Genomic DNA, 26,454 nt, shown 5'->3' on the forward strand with positions numbered 1-26,454 from the left:
ACTGATGCCCTAACTATAGGCCCAAACCAATCGGTTGAAAATTACCAGATAAGCATGCTAGTATACGAGTAGCGTATACTAGGAGCTGAGCACATGCTAGATAACTACTTATTAGAAGAATTGGCGACCTTTGCGGCCACGGGTACCCTAGCGGAAACCGCCGCCAAATTGAATGTCACCCAACCCACTGTGACCCGGGGGATGCAAAAACTGGAAGATGATCTGGGTGTCCAGCTCTTCATCCGCCAACCCAACCGGATCACACTGACGCCTACGGGTGAGCTGGCTGCCAAGGAGGCCCAACAGTTAATCTCCGCCAACCATGCGGCCGTTGCGCGTATCCGCCACTTTGAACAGAGTCAGCGATCCTTGCGACTAGCCGCGACGGTTCCAGGACCCCTGATCTTATTAGACACACTCGCCGAAGAATTACCAACAACGGTGTCGCTTGAACAACAACTTCTGCCGACCGCTTCGCCACAACTCTTACTACACAATAACTACGACCTCATCTTTACCACGAGTCCCCTCAAGAATTCAGCAATCGCAACGCAACGCATTGGCGTCGAGCGACTGGCGGTCGCCCTCAATCGTTTCATGATTCAGGCCAATCAACCCACGGTCACTTTCGCCGATCTGGCTGGACTCAGCTTCGTGGTCGCCAGTGATATCGGGATGTGGCGCGACATCATTCAAAGTGAGATTCCGCATGCCAAGTTTTTCTATCAGGAACAACGATCGGCCTTGGCCGAAATCACCAAGTATTCAGACTTCCCGTACTTCACCTCTAACCTCGGCGGAACGGACATCAGCCTACCAGCTCCCGATAACGACAGTGATGACGATAACCGGGTTCGCCGTCCCATCTCCGATGACAGCGCTCAGCAACCCATCTATGCCGCCTATCTCCGGGGTAACGAATCCCGGGTGCGCCCCGTCCTGACCACTTTGAAAGCGCATTGGCCAGCCGACTAGTCCTCATCGTGTGGGGTGAACATCCTTTACTTGGTTCACGAAAAACTTTAATATTTAGACTGGAAACACTTTAAGGAGGAAATTTATCTATGAAATCTACTGTCTTTATGGAACCAGGTAAAGTCGCTGTTGAAAACATCGACAAGCCTACGCTCCAAGCCGACGACGATGTCATCATTCACGTCGTTCGGACCTGTGTCTGTGGCTCCGACCTGTGGGCCTACCGTGGACTAGAAGATAAGGCTAAGCACTCCGAAAATACCGGGCACGAAGCCATCGGGATCGTCGAAGAAGTTGGCTCTGCCATCACCACGGTGGTTCCCGGCGACTTTGTGATCGCCCCATTTACCCACGGTTGTGGCCACTGTGCCGCTTGTCGTGCCGGCTTCGATGGCGATTGCCAGAACCACACCGATAACTTTAGTGTCGGGATTCAAGCCGAATACATTCGCTACCAACACGGTGAGTGGGCCCTCATCAAGATCCCTGGGAAACCAGCCGATTACTCCGAGGACATGCTGGATTCTCTGTTAACCTTGGCCGATGTCATGGCAACGGGTTATCACGCCGCTCGGGTTGCCAACGTTAAGACGGGTGACACGGTGGTCGTTGTCGGTGACGGTGCCGTTGGTCTGTGTGGGGTTATTGCCGCTCAGATGCGTGGTGCCAAGCGGATCATTGCCATGAGTCGTCACGAAGACCGGCAAAAGCTGGCCATCGAATTTGGCGCAACGGATATCGTGGCTGAACGTGGTGACGACGCTGTTGCCAAAGTAATGGCCATGACCAACAACGCCGGTGCCGACGCCGTCCTCGAATGTGTTGGGACGGAACAGTCTAACGACACCGCGATGAAGGTTGCTCGTCCCGGTGCCATTGTTGGCCGGGTTGGTCTCCCTCACGAACCTAAGATGGACATGACCAACTCCTTCTACAGCAACACGATCATCGCCGGTGGCCCCGCTTCAGTGACCACCTACGTCAAGCAAGTTCTGTTGAAGGCTGTCTTGGATGGCGACATTCACCCTGGCAAGGTCTTCACGCAATCCTTTAGCCTCGATGATATCGACGACGGTTACCAAGCCATGACTGACCGTAAGGCAATCAAGGCCTTAATCAAGGTCGACTAGAGTCCTAATATTTTAAAATGTGCAAACGAAGGCACCGCACCAGTCTCTTAAGTGAGATTGATGTGGTGCCTTTTGATCAAACGTTAGCAGTTAAAAACCAAGAAAATTAGTGTTTCCGAACGCGTAAACCCACAACTCCCGCAAGCAAGCTACCCGCCAACAAAACTAACCCGACCAAACGGAATTCGGTGGCCGTGTGGCGTTCACCAGTCTGTGGCAAGGTTGTGCTAGACTTTGTCATCAAGCTTGGACGCATTGTGCTAGCGCTCCCAGATTGGCTCGTCGCAGAACTAGTCACTGGTGTTGCCGATTGTCCACCATTGTGAACCGGTGTGGTGACACTTGGGTGGCTAGGTGTCGTGACACTTGGGTGGCTAGGTGTCGTGACACTAGGATGCTGTGGTGTTTCCGGAATTTGAGTCCCGGGTTCCTCAACGCCAGGAACTTCGGGGTGCCCAGGTTCTTCAACCCCAGGAGTTTCAGGGTAAGGTTCTTCACCTGGGTATTCTGGATGTGGATATTCTGGGTGGGGTTCCTCGACGCCAGGAACTTCAGGGTAAGGTTCTTCGCCTGGTTCTTCGGTTCCAGGTTCTTCAGGGTAAGGTTCTTCGCCCGGTTCTTCGATTCCAGGTTTCTCAGGATAAGGCTCTTCGCCTGGTTCTTCAACCCCAGGTTTCTCTGGATAAGGTTCTTCACCTGGTTCTTCAACCCCAGGTTCTTCAGTTCCTGGTTCTTCAGGATAAGGTTCTTCAACCCCTGGTTCTTCAGTTCCGGGTTCCTCAGGATAAGGTTCCTCGATACCTGGTTCTTCGGTTCCAGGCTCTTCGGGATAAGGTTCCTCGACACCTGGTTCTTCGGTTCCAGGCTCCTCAGGATAAGGTTCCTCAGTCCCAGGTTCTTCTGGTCCAGGCTCAGTAACAGGGGGTTGAGTGCCCTCTTGCTCATCGTGCGTGCCATAGGCTTCAACGTTGATAAACCCTTTCTTGCTAATGCCTTGCGAAGAAAAGTAATTGTTGAAGACCACTCGCCCAGTCAGCGAGTCCTTAGTAACGAAGATTTCCCCGACTGTTCCGATCCCAATATTTGACCCCATTGCAAACGAACGTGTGCGCGTTATCCGAACATTAGCCGGAAAGTAAAAGTACATATAGTCGCCACTATTAATTCGAATATCATTGCTGACGGACCACTTGTATTCCACTCGGTAGCCTTCGTCCAGCGGCAATTCCGCCGTGTGTGAATACACCGTTTTATCCGGATAATGGACAATTTTGGCATCGGCAGCCGAAACGCCACTGGCCCTAATTTCCTTAGCCTTAGCCTGAGCCGTTGCGCCTCCTAAGAAAGCAAACGCTGCCAGTCCAGAGGCAATTAACAAGCCAATCTTCTTTAAATTACCTCTCATTTTGCAAACCTCCTCTTTCAACTTCTCATTGACCCTGCCGAACGCCCCAAACTTAGCACCTTTATACGCGAGGTGTTATTCATACGGCCGATTAGTAAGTCTTGTTGGCATACGTTTCCAACCTGAGAGGCTTTTGTTAATCGCCTGGACTAGTCCAAAGAAAAAACGTGAGACCTTAACGATCTCACGTTTTTATTGGTTTCTATTCAATTCTCAGTCGTGTTGCCCTAGTCAAGTCCACGGCTATTTTAAAACAGCGAAGCCACCGGTCCAGCCAATTTGTTCGCTGGCAGCCAAGGTCATTTGTAAGAAACCAAAGCTTTCGAGTTCACGAGCCCGCTTCAATGAACCGGCGTTCACGAAGGCCACACCACTGTCAGTCAAGGCGTCTGCCAATTGTTGCTTAGCCGCGTCGTCATCCCCGGCAGCCATCACCGTCGTTTGTTCCTTGTCGCTAACCTTGCGGCTCATTAAGGTGCCGGCGAAGGTCGTGTTGAAGGCCTTGATAACCTTTGAATCTGGCAATAAGCCAGCCAATTGAGCGGCAGCTGAACTGTCAGCAGAAACTTCTAGACTGTCCCAAGTTTCAAAGTTCAGAGGGTTGGAAATGTCGACAACGACCTTACCGGCTAAAGCATCCTTGTTAGCCTTAGCAATACTCAATGCGGCGTTGTAAGGAACGGCCAAGACCACGATGTCACCTAAGTTCTCAACGGGATCCTTGGAGTCGATGAAAGCGACCTGATTGCCACCTTGTTTGAAAACGTCACCGATTGCTGAACCCATGTTACCTTTACCAAAAATCGTAATTGCTGCCATAATGCATACCCCCTGATTTGTTTTTTATTTTTTGTATTATTTTTAAGTACACTTTAGAGAATAAATCATTTTAGATTTAAAGTCAATCCTTTTGTATTCGCTTTGTCGATCTTTTTGAAAGCCTACTTGTAAATGCCCTATCCTCAGCATTTAGGTCTTGATGGTTGCCCAAGAACACTATTTAGAAAATATTAGTCATTTAAAGATCAATCTAAAGAATTAAAAATAAATCATCTTTTTACCTGACATTTGGTCAAAACTGTTATAGAATATGATACAGAAATGAATAATTAACGCACATCCAACGTGTCCGTTAGTTATTTGACACGATTTAACTCACTAAAAAAGGAGGTCGCTCATGGCGAACACCCAGTTCAGCGATACCATTCACGTCTTGGTCTACGTCGCCTACTTCGAAGGGAAGAAGATGACCAGCCAAGAGATTGCCAGCAGTCTCGAGACATCCCCGAGCCTCATTCGCAAAATCATGGCCAACCTGAAGCACCACGGCTTGTTGGCTCCAACTCACGGTCCCACCCAGCTGGCGTTGGCCCATGACCCAGCGACCATCACCCTGCGCGACATTTACGCAACGCTTCCCAACCAAGCGCCACTCCTAAATGTCGACTCCCATACCTCAAAGAATTGTCCCGTGGGCCAGACCGTTCCACCGGTTCTCACTCACTACTATCAAGAAATCCAGGCAGCCGCCGAAGCCAAGATGGCCAAGATTTCTCTTCAGGACGTCCTCAACGACGTCACCCTCATGCAACGCCTAGCAGAATAGAACGTCCCACCCGAAGTGCTGACAATTGTCGGCGCTTCTTTTTTTGGCAAATTTCAACTACGACACAGGAGAAAATAAACGGGCCACTCTGGCCTCGGCAGTGAAGCTGAGGAACTCCTGCTATGGGAAAACTTAGTATAAGCAACTTTCAACTAAAGTGATGGCAACCACCCATCTTAGCCGGAGGAGGCCAGGGATGGAGCCAGCCGTGGTGAGAATGTTAGACCGAGTGATTTTCTCGGCCTTACATTCTGGGCGACTTTGAAGACTCGTGCTTCTGGCGAGGCTTCAAATCGAGCGAGAAGCCCGGTCCCCAGGCTGAAGCGTCCCCACAGCAGGCGGAATCCCTGGCAGCCGCAGGCGGCCATCATGTCTCCCCACATCCATTTAATTGTTGAACAATCCAACTTTTACCAGTTAGTATACGGAATTTCTTAAGCACACCCTTTTGATACTTGCTTAGCCTGACCCCTGCTAGGATAAGGTTGCCGCCAAGAGAATGGGTCCGAATCCAGACCTAAAGAAGTTGTCACTGCAGTTATTTTTTCGTATAGATTGGAGGTAAATACCATGCGTGTCATGAAATTAGTGAGTGGTGTCGGGAGTAGCGTTGCGATTACAATGCTCGCCTTAGCCCTCACCCCTTTAGTTGCGCTCGCCTCGGGTCCTGGGACTTCTACCAGCAACCTGACGAACGTTTCTAGTGGTTATGTGGCAGACAGCACGGGAGGTGCCGAGGCGACGTCCAACGCCGAATTTACCGTTACACCCGGACCTCTGAGTTTGAATCAGGTGCCTAACATCGTCTTTGGAAGTGTTGGCGTCAAAGACATTTCGTCTGCGGATACCAACATCCCCATCTCGACAGGTACCCCAACTGGGGGCACTGCTTACGATGGCAATAACGCAGGTGCATTGAACGTTACCGACTACCGAGGCGACCATGACGGCTGGTCTCTAACCGTTGGCATGAGTCCTTTCACTTCGGGAACCAACAGCATCACCAATGCGCAACTGACGCTCGACGAAACGGCGGGGACTTTGGACAACACCGCCACCGCCGCACCTATGAGCGTCACACTGCCACAATCCACCGTGACGAATGACTGGATCAGCAGTCCTAAGACTTTATGGAACGCTGCCGCAAAATCCGGTGAAGGTAGCAACAGCGCTACTACTGCGGCTTCTAGCAAATTAACGATTTCAAAACAACCAGACGTCTCCGCTGGGACCTACAACGCCACGCTGTACTGGGCATTACAGAATGCCCCAGCAGCCACGACGCCAGCCCAATAAGATAGACGCCTAGCTGTCGATGAAGGTGGGGCTGACTATGAAATTAAAATGGTTTAACTGGTGCCTCCTGGTCTTAGCTGTGGTGGCTGGGAGCTTCGTAGGTGTCCCTGCGTTGGGTAAAGCCGCGCAGACGCCACCCACGAACTTATTTGCGACCCCACTGCTACCCAAGAACCAACTCACCACCAAAGCGGGATATTTTGATTTAAAGGTGATGCCTGGAACGACTCAGAATTTGAAATTGGCCGTCACTAACCCCGGTAATACGCAGAAAACGTTACGGGTCATCCCCATTAACGCTACGACTGCTGACTCGGGCAACGCCGTTTACGTGCCATCCAATCGGACCGACCGTTCGGCGCAAACGACCTTTACCAAGATGACTTCAGGTGCCGTGACTGTCACGCTCGCCCCTCATCAGGGGAAAACCGTGACCTTTAAAACCACCATTCCCACCAACGGTTTCCAAGGTGAGGTCTTGGGTGGTCTCTTTGTGACGGACCCGCAAGCGAGTGCCGCCGCAATCAAGAACGGTGGCTCCTCCAGCTTCCGCCTGCATAACCGCTATGCCGTGGTTACCGCAGTTGCACTGTGGTGCCACCCAAACCAACGTCTAACCACGATGCTGAAGCTAGGAAAAGTCGCCATCGCCAATCCCGACACGAACCCTATGGTCCAGGCACAGATTCGTAACCTCACCCCGGCACTCTTCGGGGACTTGCAGGGAACCGCACGAATTACCAGTGCTCAGACGGGAAAACAGGTGGCACGTCAGGACTTGAAGAATGGGTCTATGGCACCTAATAGTTGGTTCAACTATGGGGTACCGCTGGGAAACAAACCCCTTGCAGCTGGTCGGTACACACTCAATCTTCACCTGACCAGTGGCAAGCGGGTCTGGAACTTCAGCCATTCCTTCTCCTTAACTAAGAAGGAAGCCCATGAACACAACACCATCATTCGCCCCGAACACAGCGTTGACTGGTGGTTCTGGCTTCTCCTGGCACTCTTACTAGCTTTGTTAATCTTCGGTGCTTACTGGTTAGGCAAGCGACGTTCTCGTTCGTAACTTCGGGAGGTGTTGGACGATGCGTAATTGGAAACGATTACTAAAAATGGGGCTACTGGGCCTGATCGTTTTTATTGGGTCTCTGAGTCTCTGGGTTCCCGCCCGAGCGGCATCTTCCGCCCCACAAACACCAACGTCATCTCCCGTGTCAATTATGGGTATCAACTTAGCCGGTGGCTTCACCCAACAACCTTTGGATTCCAATCAGATCTCTGGTCACAGTGTGACGCTAGCCGCTAAAGGAACGCGGAACATTTTGGAAGCGGCCACCAACCCCTTTGGGAGTCGGAAGTACGTTTGGTGGGAATCGACAGATGACGGTGACACGTATACGACGGTTGGGTCAAATAGCACAACCTACACCTTCACCGCCCCTAACGTCACCCAGCCAACCGAACTGCTCTTCCAAGTCGAGTATGACTTTACCGGAATTGGGCTCTTCTACAACGAGTGGTCACGGATTGCAGCCGTCGAAGTCGAACCCAGCCGGGTACCTGCCACGGCCATCAAGGTCACAGCTGACAAGACTTACCTGAATAACAGCGATACGACCTTGGTCCACGCGGCCCTGACGCCAAGTAATTCCACCGACCAGGTCACTTGGACCAGTAGTGATCCAAGCCTGGCCACGGTTGATGAGTACGGCGACGTCACGGCAACCAGTGTCTCTAGTAAAACCGATGGCACCGCGCATGACCACGGCACCGTCACGATTACCGGGGAAGCTAACGGCCACAGTGATAGCGTCAAGATTGCCATTGGGGCCCTTCAAGATGTCACGACAGTCGAGGGCAAGGCGGCAACATTTAGTCTCAAGGACTTACCGGACGGGGTTACAGTCAATAATTGGTATCGCGTAGAGGACGGCCAGAGTACCGCACTGAATACGACCGATACCAGCTACACCATTAATAATCCCACCCAGGCCGGCGATGATGGGACGTCCTACTACGCCGTGTTAAACTACACGGTCAATGGTAGTACAAAGACCATCACCACGAACTCCGCGCGACTGAGTGTCGAAAAGAGTGGCTTGATCTCTTTAACTGCCGTGCCCGACTTCAACTTTGGTGATATTGATCTCCTCGATCTTAGTCAAGGACTCACGCTCAACAACCTCGATGCTTTGGCCGATGGCCCGGCCTATGATGGAAATAGCAACGGTTCCCTATCGGTCATGGATAGTCGCGATACCGGCGGATCTTGGACACTTACCGCCGCCCTCCAGCCATTTGGCTTTGTTGGAAGCAACGGTGGTCAACTGGGATCCACTAGCCTGGACCTCTATGATCCGAACAACCGGTTAGATATCACGATTCCGGACAACGACCAGGCCACGTCAATCTACACCTCCAGCGACTACGATGGTCAAGACTGGGATGTCAGCAATAGCCAACTCGATATGGGACCTAGTCCCCTGGCGAGTGCCGGTAATTACGAGAGTACCGTGACCTGGACGTTAACGGTCGCGCCAAGCTAAGTGGTCACCTAAAAAAACCAGGAGCACGCCTGTCATGGACATGCTCCTGGTTTTCTTTTGCCTAATTCTACCAAATAAATCCCTCTTTTCGGGCCATCAGTGCTATTCTAATCTCTGTAAACAGGATTCTAGAAAACTGAGGGCACCCATTTCCCCTCCAAAGAAGGTTATCACATGAACGAAGCTGAACAGGAACGGACTGACCACGCTAAGAAGACACGGGTCATCAGTCCCGAACACTGGCAATCGGAACGCGTCCGGAAAGAAGTCTTTACGGATAGCCACCAGAATCAATCGACCGTCATCATTCACGAGCCCAACTACGTCCCCGCCAAGGGACTTATTATTGACTTTCACGGGAGTGGCTTCGTCCACCTGCACAACGACAATGACACTTATTTCTGTAAACGCATCGGCAATGCCACCGATTATACGGTGCTCGACTTTGACTACCCCTTAGCGCCGGAACACCCCTTCCCCGCAGCCTTAGACGCCTGTGACCAATTCGTGCAACACGTCCAGGCCAACTATCAAGACTACTGTGAAGACCCCCAGCAACAGTTGGTACTCATCGGTCACAGTGCTGGCGGTAACCTGGTGATCGGCACGCAAATGCGGGCACTGTCACGGCAACAACCCGTGGCTACGCTAGCTATTCTGGACTACCCGGCATTGGATTTGGACACCGATCCCGATGACAAGTCTTACCCCGAGGGGCCGTCATTCCCGCCGAAGTCGCCAAGCGTTTTAACCGTTTCTATCGGGCCAATGTTCCGCTAGGTAACCCCTACGTATCGCCGGTTCTGGCTAAGCGTGAGGCGCTAATCGGTTTCCCACCGACGGTCATTCACACCGCCGATCACGATACCTTAGCCGATGAAGCCGAAAGTTTTGGTCAGCACCTCATCGCGGCTAATGTCACGGTCACCATGCATCGCTATCTGAACTCCCTCCATGGGTTTACGGTTGGCGAAACTGGTGAGGGTCACGCCTCATTTCTAGCAATGGTTCATCATATTCGACAACTTAACTTAGGCTAATCAAAAGGCGTCAATTCCGTTCATTGGAATTGACGCCTTCTTGCTAGATTAATTTATTTTGCTAGGCCACGGTAATCCGCATCCGTCCGTGTCGCTTGGAGTGATACAAGTTGCGGTCCACCCGATTGTAGAAGTCCATCGGTGATTGGTCATCTCTGACCACTGCCGAGACCCCAACCGAAATGGTCACATTGAACTTATGCTCGCCAGATTGAATCTCGAGGTGATTGATGGCTTCGAAAATTTCGTCGACCACTGGCTTCACATCACCGACCTCGGTCCCCGGGAAGAGCACGTTAAACTCCTCACCCCCGGTCCGGTAAAAGGTTGCTGGTAAGGGATTGGCATCGAGCACCGTCTGCACGGTTGACGCCACCTCGCGCAAGACCAGGTCACCTACAGAATGGCCGTAGGTATCATTGAATTGCTTAAAGTGATCGATATCAAACATCATCATCGACAACGGCTGATTGTCCGATCTGCTGCGGTGGAAGTAGTCATCCATGGCATCGGTATACGCCGCAAAGTTCTCGGTCTGAGTTAGCGCATCGTGGCTGGCAAAGCGCGCCAACCGAACCTTGAGTTCGCTATCGTGTGCTAGCATCGTGACGTAGAGGTACAGGAGCACTTCAAAGATCAGGAGGTAGATCCATTCCTGACCAAAGACGATCCAGGAGAAATTAAACTTCAGCTTCATCCAGAACCACAGTAACCCGCCAAAGGGGATGGTGACCAGCAAGTACAACAGAATTGAATCGCGTTTTGTGTGGCATTTGATTCGGGTCTCATTGAGAACCCAGAAGAACGTCATCAGGGTAATCGCATGGGCCCAGGACTGCCAATAGCCAAGCGAACCATTAAAGAGCATGTAAATTAAGCTAATCGGGATAAAGTAGTAATAAGAAACGCGAATATTTAGGAAGTAAGCACAGAACACGACGTCATCGGCTATCTTAAGGCGTCGCTGATGGACCCAGGAGACTAGCCAGTTATACGTAACCCAATAGAGTGTCAACACCCCAAGGATAAAGAATACGCCCGTGACGAAAGGTGGAACCTGCCAGTGGGACCATGTCATTGCTAAAACCCTTCTTCTTTTAGAATAATCCGGTCATTTCAGCCGGATCGTCCGCCAATAAGGCGCACTTATATAGTAATATAAGCGCTCTGCAAGAAGAAAACCATAACCAGAATGGGGTAAGTGTTGTGAGCTGTGAATATTCTGATGGGAATATTGGGTTAGCAGGTTAACCATGCTGATCTTTGAGGTACTCGCCCGCTCTTTTCCTTACTTGGGCTGTACGCCCCCCAGGTTCTGGCTAAACACCACCAGACAGAACCCTGCTAATGCCGTCACCGAGGCGGTCGTATCGGATAAAAAGAACCCACCGACCATCGTCACGATCCCGATCCCAATAAATACTGTTCCCAATAGCCTGTGTCGTTGCATGCTGCTCGCCCTCCCACAATCTGTCTTTTAATTATTGGTCCAACTTTAACAGATGAGGCGGACGGAATAAACCAAAATGGCTTACAAATGCTGTTATATCAACGTTTACCTAACATTTACACAATTCATATCAAAGCACAACATTAATTGGGACTAATCTGCAAAGCGGATCAGGACTTTCCCTTTAGAGTGCCCATGTAAAACCAAATCTAGGGCCTGGTTAATCTCCGCTAAAGTGAATTCAGTGGGGTCAATGGCTGGGGACAGTTGCTTGTCAGCAACGACCTTAGAAACTGCCTTAAGTTGCTCGCCAGAGCTTTGCACGAAGATAAAGCGGTAAGAGGCCCCAATTTTCTTGGTTTGACGGTCTAAACGGAGACCGGCAAAGGTAAATAACAACCGTTTGAACGCTGACAACTGATGGTCAACCGCGAATTGCCGGTTAGGCCCCATGACCAGTGAAAGTAACCGGCCACCCGGCTTGAGAACGGCCAACTCGTGGTCCAGTTCCTTAGGTCCGATTGTATCAATCACGTAATCCACCTTACCCAAGGTTTCCCAGTAGTTTTCCTGCCGGTAATCGAAGTACTGGTCCGCACCCAATTCGAGGGCCGCTTCCCGTCCGCGAGCATTTCCGCTGACCGCAACGGTTAATCCCATCGCCTTAGCCAATGGAATCGCCATCTGACCAAAGGAACCCGATCCCCCGGGAATCATAACCGATTCCCCAGCATGGGCGTCTAAGACGTCGTGAAGGGCTTGATAAGCGGTGAGCCCCGTCAAGGGAACCGCAGCCCCATGGGCGAAGTCTAAACCGTCTGGCATCACGGCCAAAGCGTTCTGGTCGATAGCCACGTACTCGGCAAACGCCCCAATCTTAGCCAGTGGCAGCCGGGCATAAACCCGTTGGCCAACCTTAAAGGCGGTCACAGCCGACCCAACAGCACTGATGACCCCGGAGAACTCATTGCCCAGTGTGACAGGCTTAGCGTAATCCTGAATCAATTTGACACTCCCCGTACCAATCAGGCCATCCACCGGATTGACGGCGGCGACTTTAACCTTGACGAGAACGTCATTGGCACCAACAGTTGGCATTGGTACATCGTGAACCTGGAGTTTGAAATCTTTATGGTAGGCGCGTAATTGGGCTGCTTGCATGGGACACCATCCTTTTAATATTTTAAATTTATTCTACCGCCTCAAGTTACAAAAGTCAACAAAAGTAACCTAATGTGGTACACTAGACTTAAATCTAAATCAGGAAGGAGTCCCCACCATGCCACAAACGACCCGTGAACGCATCCTCATCGCCGCCGAACACCTCATCATGCAGACCGGACACGCCAAAGTCACGCTGTCCGAGATCGCCCAACAACTGGGGATGACCCACGCCGCCCTTTACAAGCATTTCAAGAATAAACAAGACCTCTGGGCCGCCGTCGCCACCGCGTGGTTCAACCGCGACATTCTCAGTCAGATTCAAGTGGCACCCCAGCAACCACAGAAGGACCAACTTCACGACTGGCTGTGGGCCTTTGTCTCCGCCAAGAAGCAGGCCGCCACTTCCAATCCGCAGATGTTTGCGCTCAACACCCGTTACGTCGACAACCACCCGCAGGTCTTGCGGCAAGTTCTCACCAAGGCTTACCGTGAGATCGACCGAATCATGGGCTATCACGATCCTCATTACGCCCGTGCCGAGACTATTCTGGCAACCTTCACCGTGTTTACATTGCCGGCCTTCAGAGACACCTGGAAGACACCGGATTATCAACAACGTTTCGAATTGATCTGGTCTCTCATTGAGAATGGTCTTTGAGCCAACACTGATCACCAAAAAAGGCCCCACTCATTGCTGAGCGGGGCCTTTTTGTGATTACATTTTAATTAAAGAGAATTACTTCTTTAATGGCGTCCATTGCCACTTCGTAAATTCTTCAATATCGCGACCTTCGTCACGGGTAACCTTGAAATGCTTAGCTAAGATGTCATCCATCTTCTTGTCGAAGGCCTTACCGGCAGCTTCGTCAATAACGCCCTTGGCGATCAAGGTGTTAACAGCATCCTTGGCTTGGTGGAAACGGTCTAATTCGGAGTATACACGCATGTCGTAAGCAGTCGTGATATCCCCATCTTCACGGTAACCGTGAACATGTAAGCCTAAGTGTTGACGTTCGTAGAATACGGATTCGATTAAGTCTTCGTACCCATGGAACCCAAAGACAACTGGGGTGCCGGATTCGCCGAACAGTGAAGTGAACTTGTCATCAGACAAGGCACGTTCTGCGTTCAGAGGGCCGTTCTTCTTTTGCAGACGTTGTAATTCAACAACGTTGACGTAACGCATCTTAACAGCTGGGAAGGCTTCGTTGATCAAGTCAACAGTAGCCAAGGTTTCGATGGTTGGTTCAACACCAGCGGAAGCAAAGACGATATCTGCATCTTCACCTTCAGCAACAGTGGAAGCCCAGTCGATTGCCTTGATACCTTCAGTAGCTAATTCTTCTGCTTCGTCTACTGAGAACCATTGTTGACGAGGTTGCTTAGAAGCCACGATGTGGTTAAGCTTTTGACGGTCAGTAAATGCCCGGTCAAAGACAGCCAATAACGTGTTCCCATCGGCTGGAAGGTACTGACGGATAAAGTCAGACTTCTTTTCAGCCAAGTGAGTCAACATACCAGGATCTTGGTGGGTGTAACCGTTGTGGTCTTGTTGGAACACCGTTGAAGTTGAGATTAAGTTCAATGATGGGTAGTCATTCCGCCATGGTTCTGCAGCGGCTTGACGAATCCACTTGAAGTGTTGCGTGGTCATTGAATCAACAACTCGTAAGAAGGATTCGTATGACGTGAACACACCGGTACGACCAGTTAAGGTGTAACCTTCAAGCCAACCTTCAGCTTGGTGTTCTGATAATTGGGCATCCAAGATACGGCCTTCTGGAGCTTCGTATTGGTCATTTGGTTCTTCGACCTTACTCATCCATTGACGGTTCGTAATCTTGAACATTTCCCAAAGACGGTTAGACATGGTTTCATCAGGTCCGAAGATCCGGAATGATGAAGGGTTCTTCGTGGCAACACCAGCAAAGAAGGTTGACAGAACGTTCATATCCATGTTCCGGTTGCCATCTGGCAAGTTCGTTCCACGGTTAGAATCGTTGATGTCGTTAGCGTAGTCTTTCCAGTTAGGTAAGTCTAACGTTTCTGGCTTTTCGCCACGAGCGCGACCACCGTTAGCAACTGGGTTAGCAGCCATCCGCTTGTCACCCTTAGGTGCAAAGTCAGCGACTTCTGCCTTCAAAGTACCGTCAGCGTTGAATAATTCGGCTGGCTTGTATGAGTTCATCCATTCTTCGAACTCTGGCAGTTCATCGAAGTTGTTTTGGCTCAAGCCAAGTGGAACTTGGTGAGCACGGAAAGAGTTTTCGATTGGTTCGCCGGCTGGGTTGTGCTTAGGACCACCCCAACCCTTTGGTAAGCGAGCGATAACAACTGGCCAAGCTGGGATAGTCCCATCTTCATACTTGCCGTTTTCGCGGGCGTCTTTTTGGATTTGTTGGATATCAGCAATTGCCTTATCGAATAAAGCAGCAGCTTTTTCATGGTAAGTCATGTAGTCATGGATGTCGTCGTTTTCGAGGAAACGAGGTGACCAGCCCAAGCCTTCGAAGAACTTGGCAATCTTGTCATCGCTCATCCGTGAGAAGATGGTTGGGTTAGAAATCTTGAAGCCGTTAACGTCCAAGATTGGTAATACGGCACCATCGTTCTTAGGGTTCAAGAACTTGATTGAGTTCCATGCAGTCATTGCAGGACCAGTTTCAACTTCCCCATCACCAACAACAGTGAAGGCAATTTCGTCTGGGTTGTCTAAGACAGCACCAGTTGCGTGGGAAAGTGAGTAACCGAGTTCTCCACCTTCGTGAAGGGAACCTGGCGTTTGGGCCGTCATGTGGGAACCAATTCCACCAGGGAATGAGAACCGCTTGTAAAGACGAGCCATACCTTCGAGGTCCTGAGTAATTTCAGGGTAAGCATCCGTGTAGGTGCCATCCAAGTATGAGTTCGTAACCATAACTTGGCCACCATGACCGGGACCACCGATATAGAACATGTTCAAGCCGTACTTGTTGATTAAACGGTTGGCGTGGGCATACAGGAAGGTTTGTCCTGAAATGGTACCCCAGTGCCCGATAGGCTTAACCTTAACGTCTTCTTTTTTGATAGGTGTATTGGTTACTGAGAACAGTGGGTTGTCCTTCAGAAAAATCATTCCACCGGAGAGGTACGTGGTAGCACGCCACCAGGCGTCAACTTTTTCCAAGTATGACTTGGAATCGTAATCTACTGTCATGAATTTTACACTCCTTCGTCTTGGTCACAAACTTCTACTAGAATTAACCCGAGTTATTAGAGGTCAATTTATGTTCTTAATGATACCAATATTTTTCAAAAAGTCAACCTTTTTGAAAATTGATACGATCCAATTATGAAATAGTTGGATTTCAGCCGGTTTTAACCGCCGTCTGGCGCGTCTTTCATCCCCACTAAAATTGATGTAATTGAAATGGAAGAATCGCGTAGGACTTCAATTGCCCTCAACCTGACTCGGAAGCTAACCCGTCAGTTGGCCGTTAGATTCCCGACTTGACAGTCCTGAATGTCGTCACCGACACCCAAGACCACTAACCGATTATTAACAACCAACTTGTGCACAGTATACCAGAAGCGAGCCGGTTCTCGCAGTAGTTTGCCTTGCCGTCATCAACCTTTCATAGATTAGGGTCAGGTGCGGAAGCGAAGGCTTCGAGTGGTGCTTAGCGGCATTGCTAGTTACGCTAGACGGTAAATGCCAAGACATTCAAAAACAAATGTCTTGGTTTCGCAAAATTTCAGCCAACCAACACTAATATCCAACTGACTTAGCCACCTCGATTTTGGCGAGTCATCGTCCTAACCAAGATGACTTGTTTAGGAGAATCCGGAGACCCCCGCTATACTTGACCCACGACAGTAAAGGAGTGTGTTCACTCATGAAAATAACGCTATTTTACGCCCCGGGTGCGAGTTCGCTGGCGCCTCATATCTTGTTAGAGGAACTCGGATTGCCCTATCATTTGGAAAAGGTGGATTTAGACGAAAAGACCTGGTCGCAAGGCAACTACAATCAGTTGAATCCAAAATCCTACGTGCCAGCTCTACAGATCGATGACCGCCCCCTGCTAACGGAGTGTGCCGTCATCTTAGAAGTCATTGGCACGTTGGCCACGCCATCCCCGCTTCCACCGTACAATACGGCGGAATACTGGGAACAACGGGTCTGGCTAAACTACATTGCCACCGAACTCCACAAGAATTTCATCTCTCCGGCGCGCTATGGCAACTGGCTGCCCAACACGCCTGAAACCAAGGCTCAGGTCTGGACACGGGTAAAACCGCGTCTGGCCTACGTTGAAAAAGTTCTGGCGGATCGCGGTCCTTACCTGCTCGGCTGGGAATTCTCTGTTGCCGATCCTTACCTATTCGTGATGACTAATTGGATGCAACGCCTGAACTATTCCTTCGATGATTTTCCTTGGCTGAAGGCCTTCGATGCTACCATGCGTGAGCGGCCAGCCGTCCAGCGGGTCCTGCAACAGGAAGGCCGACCACACTCGCTGGAAGCTAAAAAGGACTAACCGCAGTATTTGCGATCAGTCCTCAACATATAACAACGATTAGAGGGGTCTACTCATAGTGACGCCATGCCGAATATATTTTAACAATCTTATTTATTTCATCACCCAGATGACTGTCTGGGCAAATTATAGAGAATCCCAATCAATATGATCGACATCCGCGTAGCCATGATCTTCTTTAGCCTCTCGCTCACGAACCTTAGCCATTACGCCAACATTCCCTAGGTCAATTGTCTCTTGGATAGAGTCCCAATCACTTTTGCTAACAAGGACAACTGCTTCAGTTTTATCATCACTCGCCGATTCAATCGTAATCGGCCTTTTTTGACGATTAGCATCCTTGAGTAACCTGTAAAGATTCTTGCGAGCCTTGGCAGGTGTGTACGTATCCATAGCGTCTCTCCTCTCAGCTAACTCCCACTATCGTACAGCGACCGTCATGCTTTGCAATAATAAAGTCCTGGCCAACTTTTTGGTCAGGACTTTTTAAGCATTATTCATTTCGGTAAGTGAAACGTCAACTCTTCCGCCGTATAAGGCCGGTCTGTCCGAGCGGGTTCAAAAGCACTATCTTGCACCTTGATGCCACAAGCGCGTGCCGCCACAATCGCAAATTCCCGGAAAAATTGAAAACTGGAGGTGATGATCCCGTTATCGGAAACCACCGGTTCGCGAATCAAATTTTCCTTAGGAATAAATGAGTTCAGCTCATAGGTCTCTTCAAACAGGCCACCAGTGAATTTCGTGTGATCCAACAACCCGGCCTTAGCCAAGAGAACTGGCGAAGACGACATGGCCGCAATGATCGGCCGTTTGGTCGACACATTCAGCTGGGCCAGAAAGGCTGCGTTGCGTGGATCCTCTAGGGGAATATGGTAGTTGTCGATGCCCGGCAGGATCAGCAGATCATAATCCAACGGGTTTACCTCGGTGAAATCCTTTTGGGCCATGACTTGCAGGTGATCCTCCCCTTCATAGAGCTGGCGATCGGCTCCAACCGTCGTTAGCGACCAGTCGCCCTCTTGAAAAGCTAGAATTTCGGTTAACGCCGAGATTTCAAAGTTACAGAATCCCGGGTACAACATGACTAGGGAACGCTTCATAAATAACACCTCCAGTTAGATGTGATTATACGCGGTTTCCCCAATTCAATCGAGGTTTAATGACGTTTGTAAGTAAATGGCAACAGTAACCCCGACAACAGAATTGCGCCAAGAATAGCTAGGAAACTCTCATCCTTTTGACTCGTTTGCGGCAAGGTCATCTGCTTGCGGCTAGCCTGAATGGACTGCCATTGTTTAGCATGACGCATCACCGTATGCCCTGGTTGTTTCATGCTGTGGGTCTGCCGAGACTCGGCTCTTAATGGATTCGTGTGGTGACGAATCTCGTCGCTATCGTTGATCCCATCGCCGTCCGTATCAGGCTTCAATGGATTGGTGTGGTTCTTCAGTTCTTCGCCATCGCTTAAGCCGTCACCATCTGTGTCAGCTTTCAATGGATTTGTGCCAAGCTTGATTTCTTCTCCGTCACTTACACCGTCGCCATCCGTGTCGGCTTTCAATGGATTTGTGCCGAGTTTGATTTCTTCTCCGTCACTTACACCATCGCCATCCGTATCAGCTTTCAGGGGATCAGTGCCAGCCTTCACTTCATCACCATCGCTCACACCGTCGCCGTCCGTGTCGGCAGACAGTGGATCAGTCCCGGCCTTCAGCTCGTCACCATCACTTACACCGTCCCCATCTGTATCCGCAGACAGTGGATCAGTCCCGGCCTTCAGCTCGTCACCGTCACTCACACCATCGCCGTCCGTGTCGGCAGACAGTGGATCAGTCCCGGCCTTCAGTTCATCACCATCGCTGACGCCATCCCCGTCCGTGTCTGCACTCAGTGGATTGGTCCCAGCTTTCAGTTCGTCACCATCACTTACACCATCTCCATCCGTGTCTGCACTCAGTGGATTAGTTCCGGCCTTCAGTTCATCGCCATCGCTCACACCATCTCCATCCGTGTCAGCGGATGTGGGATTGGTTCCAGCCTTCAATTCATCTTCACTCGAGATGCCATCATGATCGGGATCGGGTCCGTAATGCGTAAAGTCAGGCATGTCGGTGTCATTAAAGGTGATGACCGTGGCCCCACCATTCCCATCTGGCAAGGTGGCGCTCGTTTCAGAAGACGCAATCTTTTGTGGAATATCTGACCGGCCACTCTTGATGTCCGATTCTGTCACCGTTTTTATTCCCGTATCGGGGTCAAACGTATAAACAGTTTGTTTCCCATCGGGCCACTGCTTCGTGACCTTAATAACGTGGCTTTCCTGGTCCTTTTCGACAATCGTAACGGTACCATCTTTGGCAACATCCTTACCCAAAACCGTCAATGTTCCAGGCAGTACCGTCACGTCATAATTAGGATTGGCGCTCGTGGCGTCAATCTTCGTCACACCGACTGCTGGCTCCGGATCTTCCGTATAGGTCAGGTCAAGTAAATCGCCTGTTTTTAACGGCTTACTCGTTGGCACAACCGTCATGGCATTCTCCGGATTCTGATCTCCCGCATACTTTTCCTGTGGGGTAATTTGAATCGTCACTGGCCGTTTGTTGACGGTCAATGTTGCCCAATTTGGATTGGTGAAGGTATAGTTTGGATTGTTGTCACTCAGTGTCTTTTGCGCGGTAGCCGTGAGCTGAATCCGATACTTTCCACCAGCCTGGACATCGTGGGCGGAAACAACTTGATTATTCGCAAGATTCAGAACTTCAAAGTAACCCTGATGATCATCAAAACTACTCGTCCCTCCAGCGTTAAGTGTCCCCTTAAAGACTGGCATATCACCATAAGTTGCAGTGACATCGTTAATCGTCACACTACCAGACGCTGGGGTCACACTGAAGGTGCTACCTTCTACAGTCACCTTGTAATTCTTATCATTCAAAGCAGTACCCGTAATATCATAATCACCAACATTTTCGCCAGCTTGACGAGTCAGACTAACACCAAGACTGGATGCTGCATCACCTCGTGGTAATTCCCCTCCATCGGATAAAATGGTGAACGACAGCTGTGGATCCTTATCACCAAAGATCTTTGTGGCTTTGTTAATCTGTACCGTTACTTGTCGCTGGTTAATCTTCAAGTTGCCGAGGTTAGCTGCGATTGTATAGTTTTTGTTCAAAGCATCCTGATCAGCAATCATGATGGCATACGTGCCAACATTTTCACCTTTATTCCGGGTGAGCGTGATCCTCAAATCTGTTGCCTTATCGCTATTACCCAAAGTTGTTGGATCCATTGTCCAATTCCAAGCGGGATCATTGTCACCGTATGTTTTATCGATACTTTGAATATTTACGGTCACTGGCCGTGGATCCACAATTAGCTTGGCTGGTCCAATTGACGTGAAATGATAATTTGGATTGGCCTTGGCCAATGCCGTCTGAGCTGCGGCCGTCAGTTGAATCCGATACTGCCCATTGACCTGAACCTTTTCGGCCGTCACTGCCTTCTTAGTCGCCTCATCAATAATTTCAAAATCACCCTGTGACAAGCCATCAAGTTTTGGTCCTGCTACAGCGGCCGTAACCGTGAATGTCGGATAGCCATCGCCATAAACCATCTTAGCCGCGACTACTGAAACGGCTCTATCAGCCTGAGAAATCGTGAGCGTTCCCTTTTCCACGGTCACTTGATAGTTCTTAGAATCGGCCGTCCCCGTGATGTCATGGCTTCCAACATTGGTTTCAGTGGCAGGGGTCAACGTCACACCTAAACTATCGGGTGTGTCTTCGCCAACCAAACCTTTGTCCGTGAGAATACTAAACGTTGGCTTAGGAGCTAGAGCACCAAAAATAATGTTGTCATCCTTAATCTTTACAGTGATGGCTTTCTTATTAATGGTGAGAAACTCCGGGTTAACCTTAATTTGGTAGTTCGAATTCAGACCAGATTGACCATCAAGGTCAATCTTGTACATCCCAACGTCCTCGCCAGTTTTCCGTGCAAGCTTTATTCCGAGATCGGCTGCTTGATCGCCATTTCCAAGTGTCGTTGTTGGATCAATGGTCCAGCTCAAAGTAGGATCATCATCGCCATACGTTTTCTCGGCACTGGTTACATTCATCGTCACTGGACGTTGTGTCACCGTCAATTGGCCATTATTAAATGACGTGAAGTGATAGTTAGGATTATTTGTAGCTAACTTTACTTGTGCATCCGCCGTCAAACTAATGTCATAGGTACCCTTGGCCTGAACTTGATCCGCTGTGACAATTTTTTTGGCAACCGTATCATAGATTTCAAAATCAGTCTGTTTAAGCGCGTCGATCTTTGGACCAGCCACGTTCGTCTTCGCCGAAAACGTTGGTGTCTCGCCATAGACCATCGTGACGTTGTCCGCAGTTACACTGGCATCAGCAGCCGTAATGGTATCTACGCCATCTTCAAAGGTCACGTGATAATTACTATCATCCGCACCTGTTCCAGTGATCGCGTGTTGGCCAACGTTTTCACTGGCCTCCTGATCTTCATCAGCCGCACGAGTTAAAGTCACCTTTAAAGCATCTGAAGTCTCTCCAGATGCTGTCTCGTTGTCATGACCATCTACCGTCGTGGGAATACTAAATGTCAGATCGGGATCCGGCGTGCCATAAGTACGGGTATCACTGCCGATTTGGACCGTAATATTCTTTTTGGCAATAGTAAACGTTCCTGGAGTGACCGTCACAGTGTAATTAGTTGTATCGGCATGGTCGAGGCTAATCTGGTAGGTCCCGGCATTTTCGTCATCCACTCGTTTCAGAGTCACCTTTAGATCAGCAATCTGATCACCGTTGACCAATCCGAGACTCGAATCCGTCGTTAAGTCCAGTTGGGGATCTTTATCACCATAAGTCTTAACTTTGGGGCTTGCTGTCACCGTAATTGCCCGTCGTGTCACCATCAGTTTGCCAGTTCCGAATGGTGCAAAAGTGTAGTTTGCATCTGCCGACAGTTGATCCTGAGCACCCTTGGTGTATCGAATAGTATAGGTGCCACCTGCCTGCAGTTTATTGACTGAAACAGTAGCCCCAGTACTATCAACCACCTCAAAATCTGTCTGACTGAATGTATGATCAGCCGCTGCGTTACCTAAACTACCAGTAAACGTTGGCAATTGGCCCTTGTCACCACCATAGACCATCGTGGCGTCATTCACGGTCTCGGTCGTGGCTAGGGGATTAATTGTCAACATAGCCGATACATAGAGTCCCGCATTAGCGCTACCACTCAATCCCTTGAGATATTTCCGACCCTGTTCCGTTAAATTAAAGAGATACTTCCCAGCATTTTTCGGCGTTTGCACCTGAATATCTGGGTTCCTAGCATCTACATAGTAATAATAAGCAGGATTGTTGAGTCCCTTTAAGGCGTCATCCGCAACCGCCCCAAAATCTGGTCCAAAGGTCACCTTTGGAAAACCAAGCGAATCCCCATAGGTTTGGGTCCAGGAGTCAAACGTTGCCAAGCTATCTTGAGCATCCTTATTTGTCGTGGTTAAATTCGTGAGGTCCCCTTCAAAGGAAACCAATAAGTTCTTGACCGCTTCCAATGAGGCATACCCATCCTGTCCATCTTGGTAAATCGTCGCCGGAACAGTCTCCGCCTCGGCACTCTCAAAGGAGGCCTTGGCCTTGGCGTTGGTATCGGATATTTGGGTATAAATGTCAACGACAGACGCAAGAAGCTTATCCGCTGAGGCCTTTTGGGCATCGGTCAATCCAGACAACCCGACAAAACCGTCATATAATTTTTGCGCTCGCGTGCGATAACTCTCAGCCGTGTTTTGGTTCACCGTGGCTTGGTTATCCCAGTAGGCTAAGGTTGCTTGGGTGGGAACTAGAACACTCCCACTAGCTTGGGCGGCATTAGCATCCGTGGCATCGGTTGCCGCAGCATTACCCACGGTTGACCAGGTATAATCGGCACTATCAATGCCGGTCTTGCCACCACTCGTAATGGCCTTGCCACCGTTTGTCAGTCCTTGGGCATTGAGGGCATCGGCAATCGATTCCCCAGTCCCAACTTTCACAGTCACACTGACAGGCTGGCCATCAACGGTCGTTCCTGTCGCGGTATAGTAATGGCCAATCGGATTGGCCTCATCAGTCGTGGTCGTTGAGGTATCTCCAGTCTTCGCCACGTTAATCGGTAAATTGGCCTCGGCCTCCGCCTGACCATCAGTTGGCGCGGCAATCACCATCTGTGTCGGTGTATACCCGGGGAAAGAAACCAACACGGGTTCTCCATCAACGGCAACCACCGTCACGGGAGCAACTCCCTCGATCGGCTGTTTCGTCGTGGCATCGATTGGCGTCACCTTCGCCGTGAACGCCAACCGGACTGGAACGGTCATCGATTGACCATCCCCATCTTGAACGGTATAGCTATAGTACGTGCTATCGGCAACGGTCTTGCCGCTGGCATCCGCAATGGTGTGAACCGTGCCGTTATTGTTGGCAACCACTTGACCACCATCGATCACGTAAACATTTCCCGCTGAATCGCTCGGAATGATGGCAATCAAGGATGGATCAAGGGTTGGATCGGCTGCCACTGCCCGCTTGGCCGCATCTTGGGTGGAGAAAATGGAAATTGTATCCCCAATGTTTGCGATCGCATTCACGTTAACATTGTTTAATCCAGCGGCGGATTCGCCTTTCGCTTCATCCACCAAATTTACTGCCAATGGAATCGTCTTGGGTGTATAACTGAATTTATCAATTTTAGCAGAATAATCGTTTAATTGGCCTCCAGTCGAAGCCGATACGGACAGCGAATAACCCGTAGATATATCAGTAATTTTACGTGATAGGGTTAAATCAGGACGGTTATTTAATTCCACGGTTAACATTTGTGTTCCTGCATCATAGTTCATGACAAATGAGTTGTCCGGTGTTGACGTTCGGCTCAATCCGAACTTACTGGCCGCGACCCAGTCAGAACTGCTGGCCGACTGTAAGTCACCACTAGCATCGGTGTAACGCCACCCAATGTAAGGACTGCTACTCGGATCGTTGAAATTGCTATTGTAGTATTCGTCAAAGATGAACCCAAAAGCGTTATCCAAACCTTTCAAACCCAGTTGACCACCGGAACCACCCTGAGTAGCCTTAGCCGGATCACCTGGCGCAAAAATAAACCCCACGCTATCGGCACCACTACTGGTATTACTCCCAGCTCCTAAGGCCCCTGACATCGAAAAGTTATGACTAAAATCAATTTCATGTTCAAATGAAACGTGCGCTGCCTGATGACCCGTGACGTTGGTTGAATGACCTGCCGATGAATAATACTCATGGCTACCCATAGTGGTCAGCGTCACACTGCCATCGCTCCCAATTGTCTGGGTATGGGTGTTGTCCTTCGGATCAGAATCGTTGTCACTCCCATCTCGATCTTCCACGGTCGCCGTAAAGTGGTTGGCAATTTGATCCGCACTCAAGTCAACCTGGGTTGTGTCCGCCCCAACATTAATACTCTGATTCTGTGACAAAACTGGATAGTCCCCTGACTTATCAGCAGTATCAACGGCTGCCGATTCAGCTACTGGTGTCGTCTTTGCGGCCGGTTGGGCATCCGCCACGATCGACGCTGTAACTGGCTTGGTATCTGCTGTAGCCGAAACTGTGGTTGGCTTCGGTGTCGCCGGCTGACTGGCTGCCGGTTTCTGCTGAACTGAACTCGTCGCTGTTTCTGGTGTCGCGGCATGCGCTTCGGTGACACCCGTACTCTGCGCGATTGCTACGGCGGAAAGACTGATTAACAGGCTTCCAAATACTCGCGTCTTCACCTTCCAACCCGTATGGCCCTTATACATCGCGATTGGTTGCTTGATAGTTTGATTTGCTGCTTTTTGTCTCAAGACCTGATCCCCTTTTATTGGCACAGGCTCTTTGGCCGAGTGTCATCATTGTCAAAGCTCAGTTATCAATTAATGTCGTGCGGATCGGCGATAACCAAATCCGCCAAAAGCCTGATGGCTGAACACGTTGTTCGTGGTTTTAAAAGCATATGTAAACATGAACTGCCTCCTGACATTTAGACCGTAGACCCACACACTCTATGTCACAATTTGACCGTCGACTTATCGAAAACCCGTCGTAACGGTCGTGAGCCTGCTAAAATTATTTTCCCCCAGAATCCAGATTGACCGTCCCGTAAAGGATCTCTCCAATTCAACCAGAATACGTCAAGTCATCTGGGAGAAGCGATCCCACGATCGCCACCCGTCAGATTTTCTCTAACAATATGATTTTAGTTGTTAATTAGTGACCCTGTCAGTCACCAACCTTTTTACCGTTTTCCCACCAAATCATCGGTAAATCAGCTTAACTATACAATCTTTTATGGATCAATTAAGTCAAACCTGCCCCTCATGATTTGCTTTCATAGCCAGCTAAAGCCGTCGAACATGGGATTACAAGAATTCATGAACGCGGATATCCGCGCTTTTTAAAAATGTCCGTTTTCCCTGTTAGCCTTGATATGACAGCCTTTACGGTACCCACATTATAATTTGACCCGACAAAACATTCAAGACATTTACACTTAACATCTATTCAATGTCACGCCTTATATTATATGTAACATGAACTTTATGCATTAAGTGTGCGAATCACTGTATAAACGTCTAGTGCTGGATGAGATCAAAAAAAGGCTAGGGCTCCTTTGAAAGGGCCCCTAGCCTTGATCACATATCAACTTTATCGCTCACATCTTACTTAGCAGCCACCAGCGCCGCAATATCAATCTTCTTCATCTGCATCATCGCCTGAACCTGCGCGGGTGTCTGCGTCAATTCGGCCATGTTAGCTGGCACGATTTGCCAAGAAATCCCGAATTTATCTTTAGCCCAGCCACACTGTTCGGCTTCAGGGACGTGGGATAATTTCTCCCAGTAATAGTCGATCTCGGACTGATCAGCACATTCAATCGTGAAAGAAATGGCTTCATTAATCCGGAAAGCTGGCCCGCCATCGAGCGCCAGGAACTTCTGCCCATTCAGATGGAATGACGCATTAAGAATCTTACCCGCCATCCCCTCAAAATGCTTGTCTAGCTTAGCTTCAGGATAGTAAGTAACCTCGTCGATCGTCGAATTAGGAAAGACCTTCAGGTAATAATGAATAGCCTCGTTACAGTTATTATCAGCAAACCATAGACTTGGTACAATTTTATTCATAATAGCCTCCTCGATAGCCTTATTGGGCTTAATTTTACGGTTCTAAAATAACTGTTGTTGGTAATCAAGATTATTTCTTGCCTCGATTTAAAA

20 protein-coding genes are annotated in these 26,454 nt (G+C 49.7%); 10 read left to right on the forward strand and 10 right to left on the reverse strand.

Annotated elements, in window-relative coordinates; genetic code table 11:
• Positions 1–93: 93 nt before the first annotated feature.
• Positions 94–975 carry a LysR family transcriptional regulator gene (locus tag IV54_RS01775; RefSeq protein WP_057877684.1) on the forward strand — a complete coding sequence of 294 codons (882 nt, stop codon included), beginning with the start codon at positions 94–96 and terminating at the stop codon, positions 973–975.
• Positions 976–1,064: 89 nt separating this feature from the next.
• Positions 1,065–2,105 (forward strand): zinc-binding dehydrogenase, encoded by a 1,041-nt coding sequence (locus IV54_RS01780; protein WP_057877685.1) that lies wholly within the window; start codon positions 1,065–1,067, stop codon positions 2,103–2,105.
• Positions 2,106–2,211: 106 nt separating this feature from the next.
• Here IV54_RS01780 and IV54_RS01785 read toward each other — a convergent pair whose 3' ends face one another.
• Complete coding sequence (locus IV54_RS01785) at positions 2,212–3,510, reverse strand: Ig-like domain-containing protein (RefSeq protein WP_057877686.1); 1,299 nt, start codon at positions 3,508–3,510, stop codon at positions 2,212–2,214.
• Positions 3,511–3,753: 243 nt separating this feature from the next.
• On the reverse strand, positions 3,754–4,329 hold the full coding sequence (locus tag IV54_RS01790) for an NADPH-dependent F420 reductase (RefSeq protein ID WP_057877687.1): 576 nt from the start codon (positions 4,327–4,329) through the stop codon (positions 3,754–3,756).
• Between the two features lie 358 nt (positions 4,330–4,687).
• Between IV54_RS01790 and IV54_RS01795 the strand changes: the two genes are divergently transcribed.
• The 6 genes from IV54_RS01795 to IV54_RS12260 all read left to right on the forward strand — a co-directional run bounded on the left by IV54_RS01795 (position 4,688) and on the right by IV54_RS12260 (position 10,001).
• Positions 4,688–5,116 (forward strand): Rrf2 family transcriptional regulator, encoded by a 429-nt coding sequence (locus IV54_RS01795; RefSeq protein WP_057877688.1) that lies wholly within the window; start codon positions 4,688–4,690, stop codon positions 5,114–5,116.
• 570 nt (positions 5,117–5,686) lie between these two features.
• On the forward strand, positions 5,687–6,412 hold the full coding sequence (locus tag IV54_RS01800) for a WxL domain-containing protein (RefSeq protein WP_057877689.1): 726 nt from the start codon (positions 5,687–5,689) through the stop codon (positions 6,410–6,412).
• 37 nt (positions 6,413–6,449) lie between these two features.
• The gene (locus tag IV54_RS01805; RefSeq protein ID WP_157054327.1) at positions 6,450–7,481 is read left to right on the forward strand and encodes a WxLIP family cell surface protein; all 1,032 of its coding nucleotides are present in this window, start codon (positions 6,450–6,452) and stop codon (positions 7,479–7,481) included.
• 19 nt (positions 7,482–7,500) lie between these two features.
• Complete coding sequence (locus tag IV54_RS01810; RefSeq protein ID WP_057877690.1) at positions 7,501–8,961, forward strand: Ig-like domain-containing protein; 1,461 nt, start codon at positions 7,501–7,503, stop codon at positions 8,959–8,961.
• A gap of 174 nt (positions 8,962–9,135) precedes the next feature.
• Positions 9,136–9,741, forward strand: a complete 606-nt coding sequence (locus IV54_RS01815) for an alpha/beta hydrolase (protein ID WP_057877691.1) — start codon at positions 9,136–9,138, stop codon at positions 9,739–9,741.
• Positions 9,684–10,001 (forward strand): alpha/beta hydrolase fold domain-containing protein, encoded by a 318-nt coding sequence (locus tag IV54_RS12260; RefSeq protein ID WP_083488471.1) that lies wholly within the window; start codon positions 9,684–9,686, stop codon positions 9,999–10,001. The genes IV54_RS01815 and IV54_RS12260 overlap by 58 nt, the downstream gene beginning before the upstream one ends.
• A gap of 61 nt (positions 10,002–10,062) precedes the next feature.
• Here IV54_RS12260 and IV54_RS01820 read toward each other — a convergent pair whose 3' ends face one another.
• The 3 genes from IV54_RS01820 to IV54_RS01825 all read right to left on the reverse strand — a co-directional run bounded on the left by IV54_RS01820 (position 10,063) and on the right by IV54_RS01825 (position 12,612).
• Positions 10,063–11,079 (reverse strand): GGDEF domain-containing protein, encoded by a 1,017-nt coding sequence (locus IV54_RS01820; RefSeq protein ID WP_057877692.1) that lies wholly within the window; start codon positions 11,077–11,079, stop codon positions 10,063–10,065.
• 210 nt (positions 11,080–11,289) lie between these two features.
• Positions 11,290–11,451, reverse strand: a complete 162-nt coding sequence (locus IV54_RS11665; RefSeq protein WP_157054328.1) for a hypothetical protein — start codon at positions 11,449–11,451, stop codon at positions 11,290–11,292.
• 153 nt (positions 11,452–11,604) lie between these two features.
• Positions 11,605–12,612, reverse strand: a complete 1,008-nt coding sequence (locus tag IV54_RS01825; RefSeq protein ID WP_057877693.1) for an NADP-dependent oxidoreductase — start codon at positions 12,610–12,612, stop codon at positions 11,605–11,607.
• 118 nt (positions 12,613–12,730) lie between these two features.
• Here IV54_RS01825 and IV54_RS01830 point away from each other — a divergent pair, with 118 nt between their 5' ends.
• Entirely contained in the window at positions 12,731–13,273 is a 543-nt protein-coding gene (locus IV54_RS01830) for a TetR/AcrR family transcriptional regulator (RefSeq protein ID WP_057877694.1), read from the forward strand.
• A 78-nt stretch (positions 13,274–13,351) separates the two neighbouring features.
• Here IV54_RS01830 and IV54_RS01835 read toward each other — a convergent pair whose 3' ends face one another.
• The gene (locus IV54_RS01835) at positions 13,352–15,811 is read right to left on the reverse strand and encodes a phosphoketolase family protein (RefSeq protein WP_057877695.1); all 2,460 of its coding nucleotides are present in this window, start codon (positions 15,809–15,811) and stop codon (positions 13,352–13,354) included.
• A gap of 679 nt (positions 15,812–16,490) precedes the next feature.
• On the opposite strand from IV54_RS01835, the gene IV54_RS01840 reads away from it, so the two are divergent.
• Complete coding sequence (locus IV54_RS01840; protein WP_057877696.1) at positions 16,491–17,135, forward strand: glutathione S-transferase family protein; 645 nt, start codon at positions 16,491–16,493, stop codon at positions 17,133–17,135.
• A gap of 126 nt (positions 17,136–17,261) precedes the next feature.
• Here the strand turns inward: IV54_RS01840 and IV54_RS01845 are convergent, their stop codons facing one another.
• The 4 genes from IV54_RS01845 to IV54_RS01860 form a co-directional block, all read right to left on the reverse strand.
• Positions 17,262–17,528, reverse strand: coding sequence for a type II toxin-antitoxin system Phd/YefM family antitoxin (locus IV54_RS01845; protein WP_057877697.1), 267 nt, complete (start codon positions 17,526–17,528; stop codon positions 17,262–17,264).
• A 104-nt stretch (positions 17,529–17,632) separates the two neighbouring features.
• Complete coding sequence (locus tag IV54_RS01850) at positions 17,633–18,238, reverse strand: DJ-1/PfpI family protein (RefSeq protein WP_057877698.1); 606 nt, start codon at positions 18,236–18,238, stop codon at positions 17,633–17,635.
• A 56-nt stretch (positions 18,239–18,294) separates the two neighbouring features.
• On the reverse strand, positions 18,295–25,041 hold the full coding sequence (locus IV54_RS01855) for an MBG domain-containing protein (protein ID WP_057877699.1): 6,747 nt from the start codon (positions 25,039–25,041) through the stop codon (positions 18,295–18,297).
• An 855-nt stretch (positions 25,042–25,896) separates the two neighbouring features.
• Complete coding sequence (locus IV54_RS01860) at positions 25,897–26,361, reverse strand: VOC family protein (RefSeq protein ID WP_057877700.1); 465 nt, start codon at positions 26,359–26,361, stop codon at positions 25,897–25,899.
• Positions 26,362–26,454: the final 93 nt, after the last annotated feature.

This window comes from Levilactobacillus paucivorans, assembly GCF_001437125.1.
Lineage (GTDB): Bacteria > Bacillota > Bacilli > Lactobacillales > Lactobacillaceae > Levilactobacillus > Levilactobacillus paucivorans.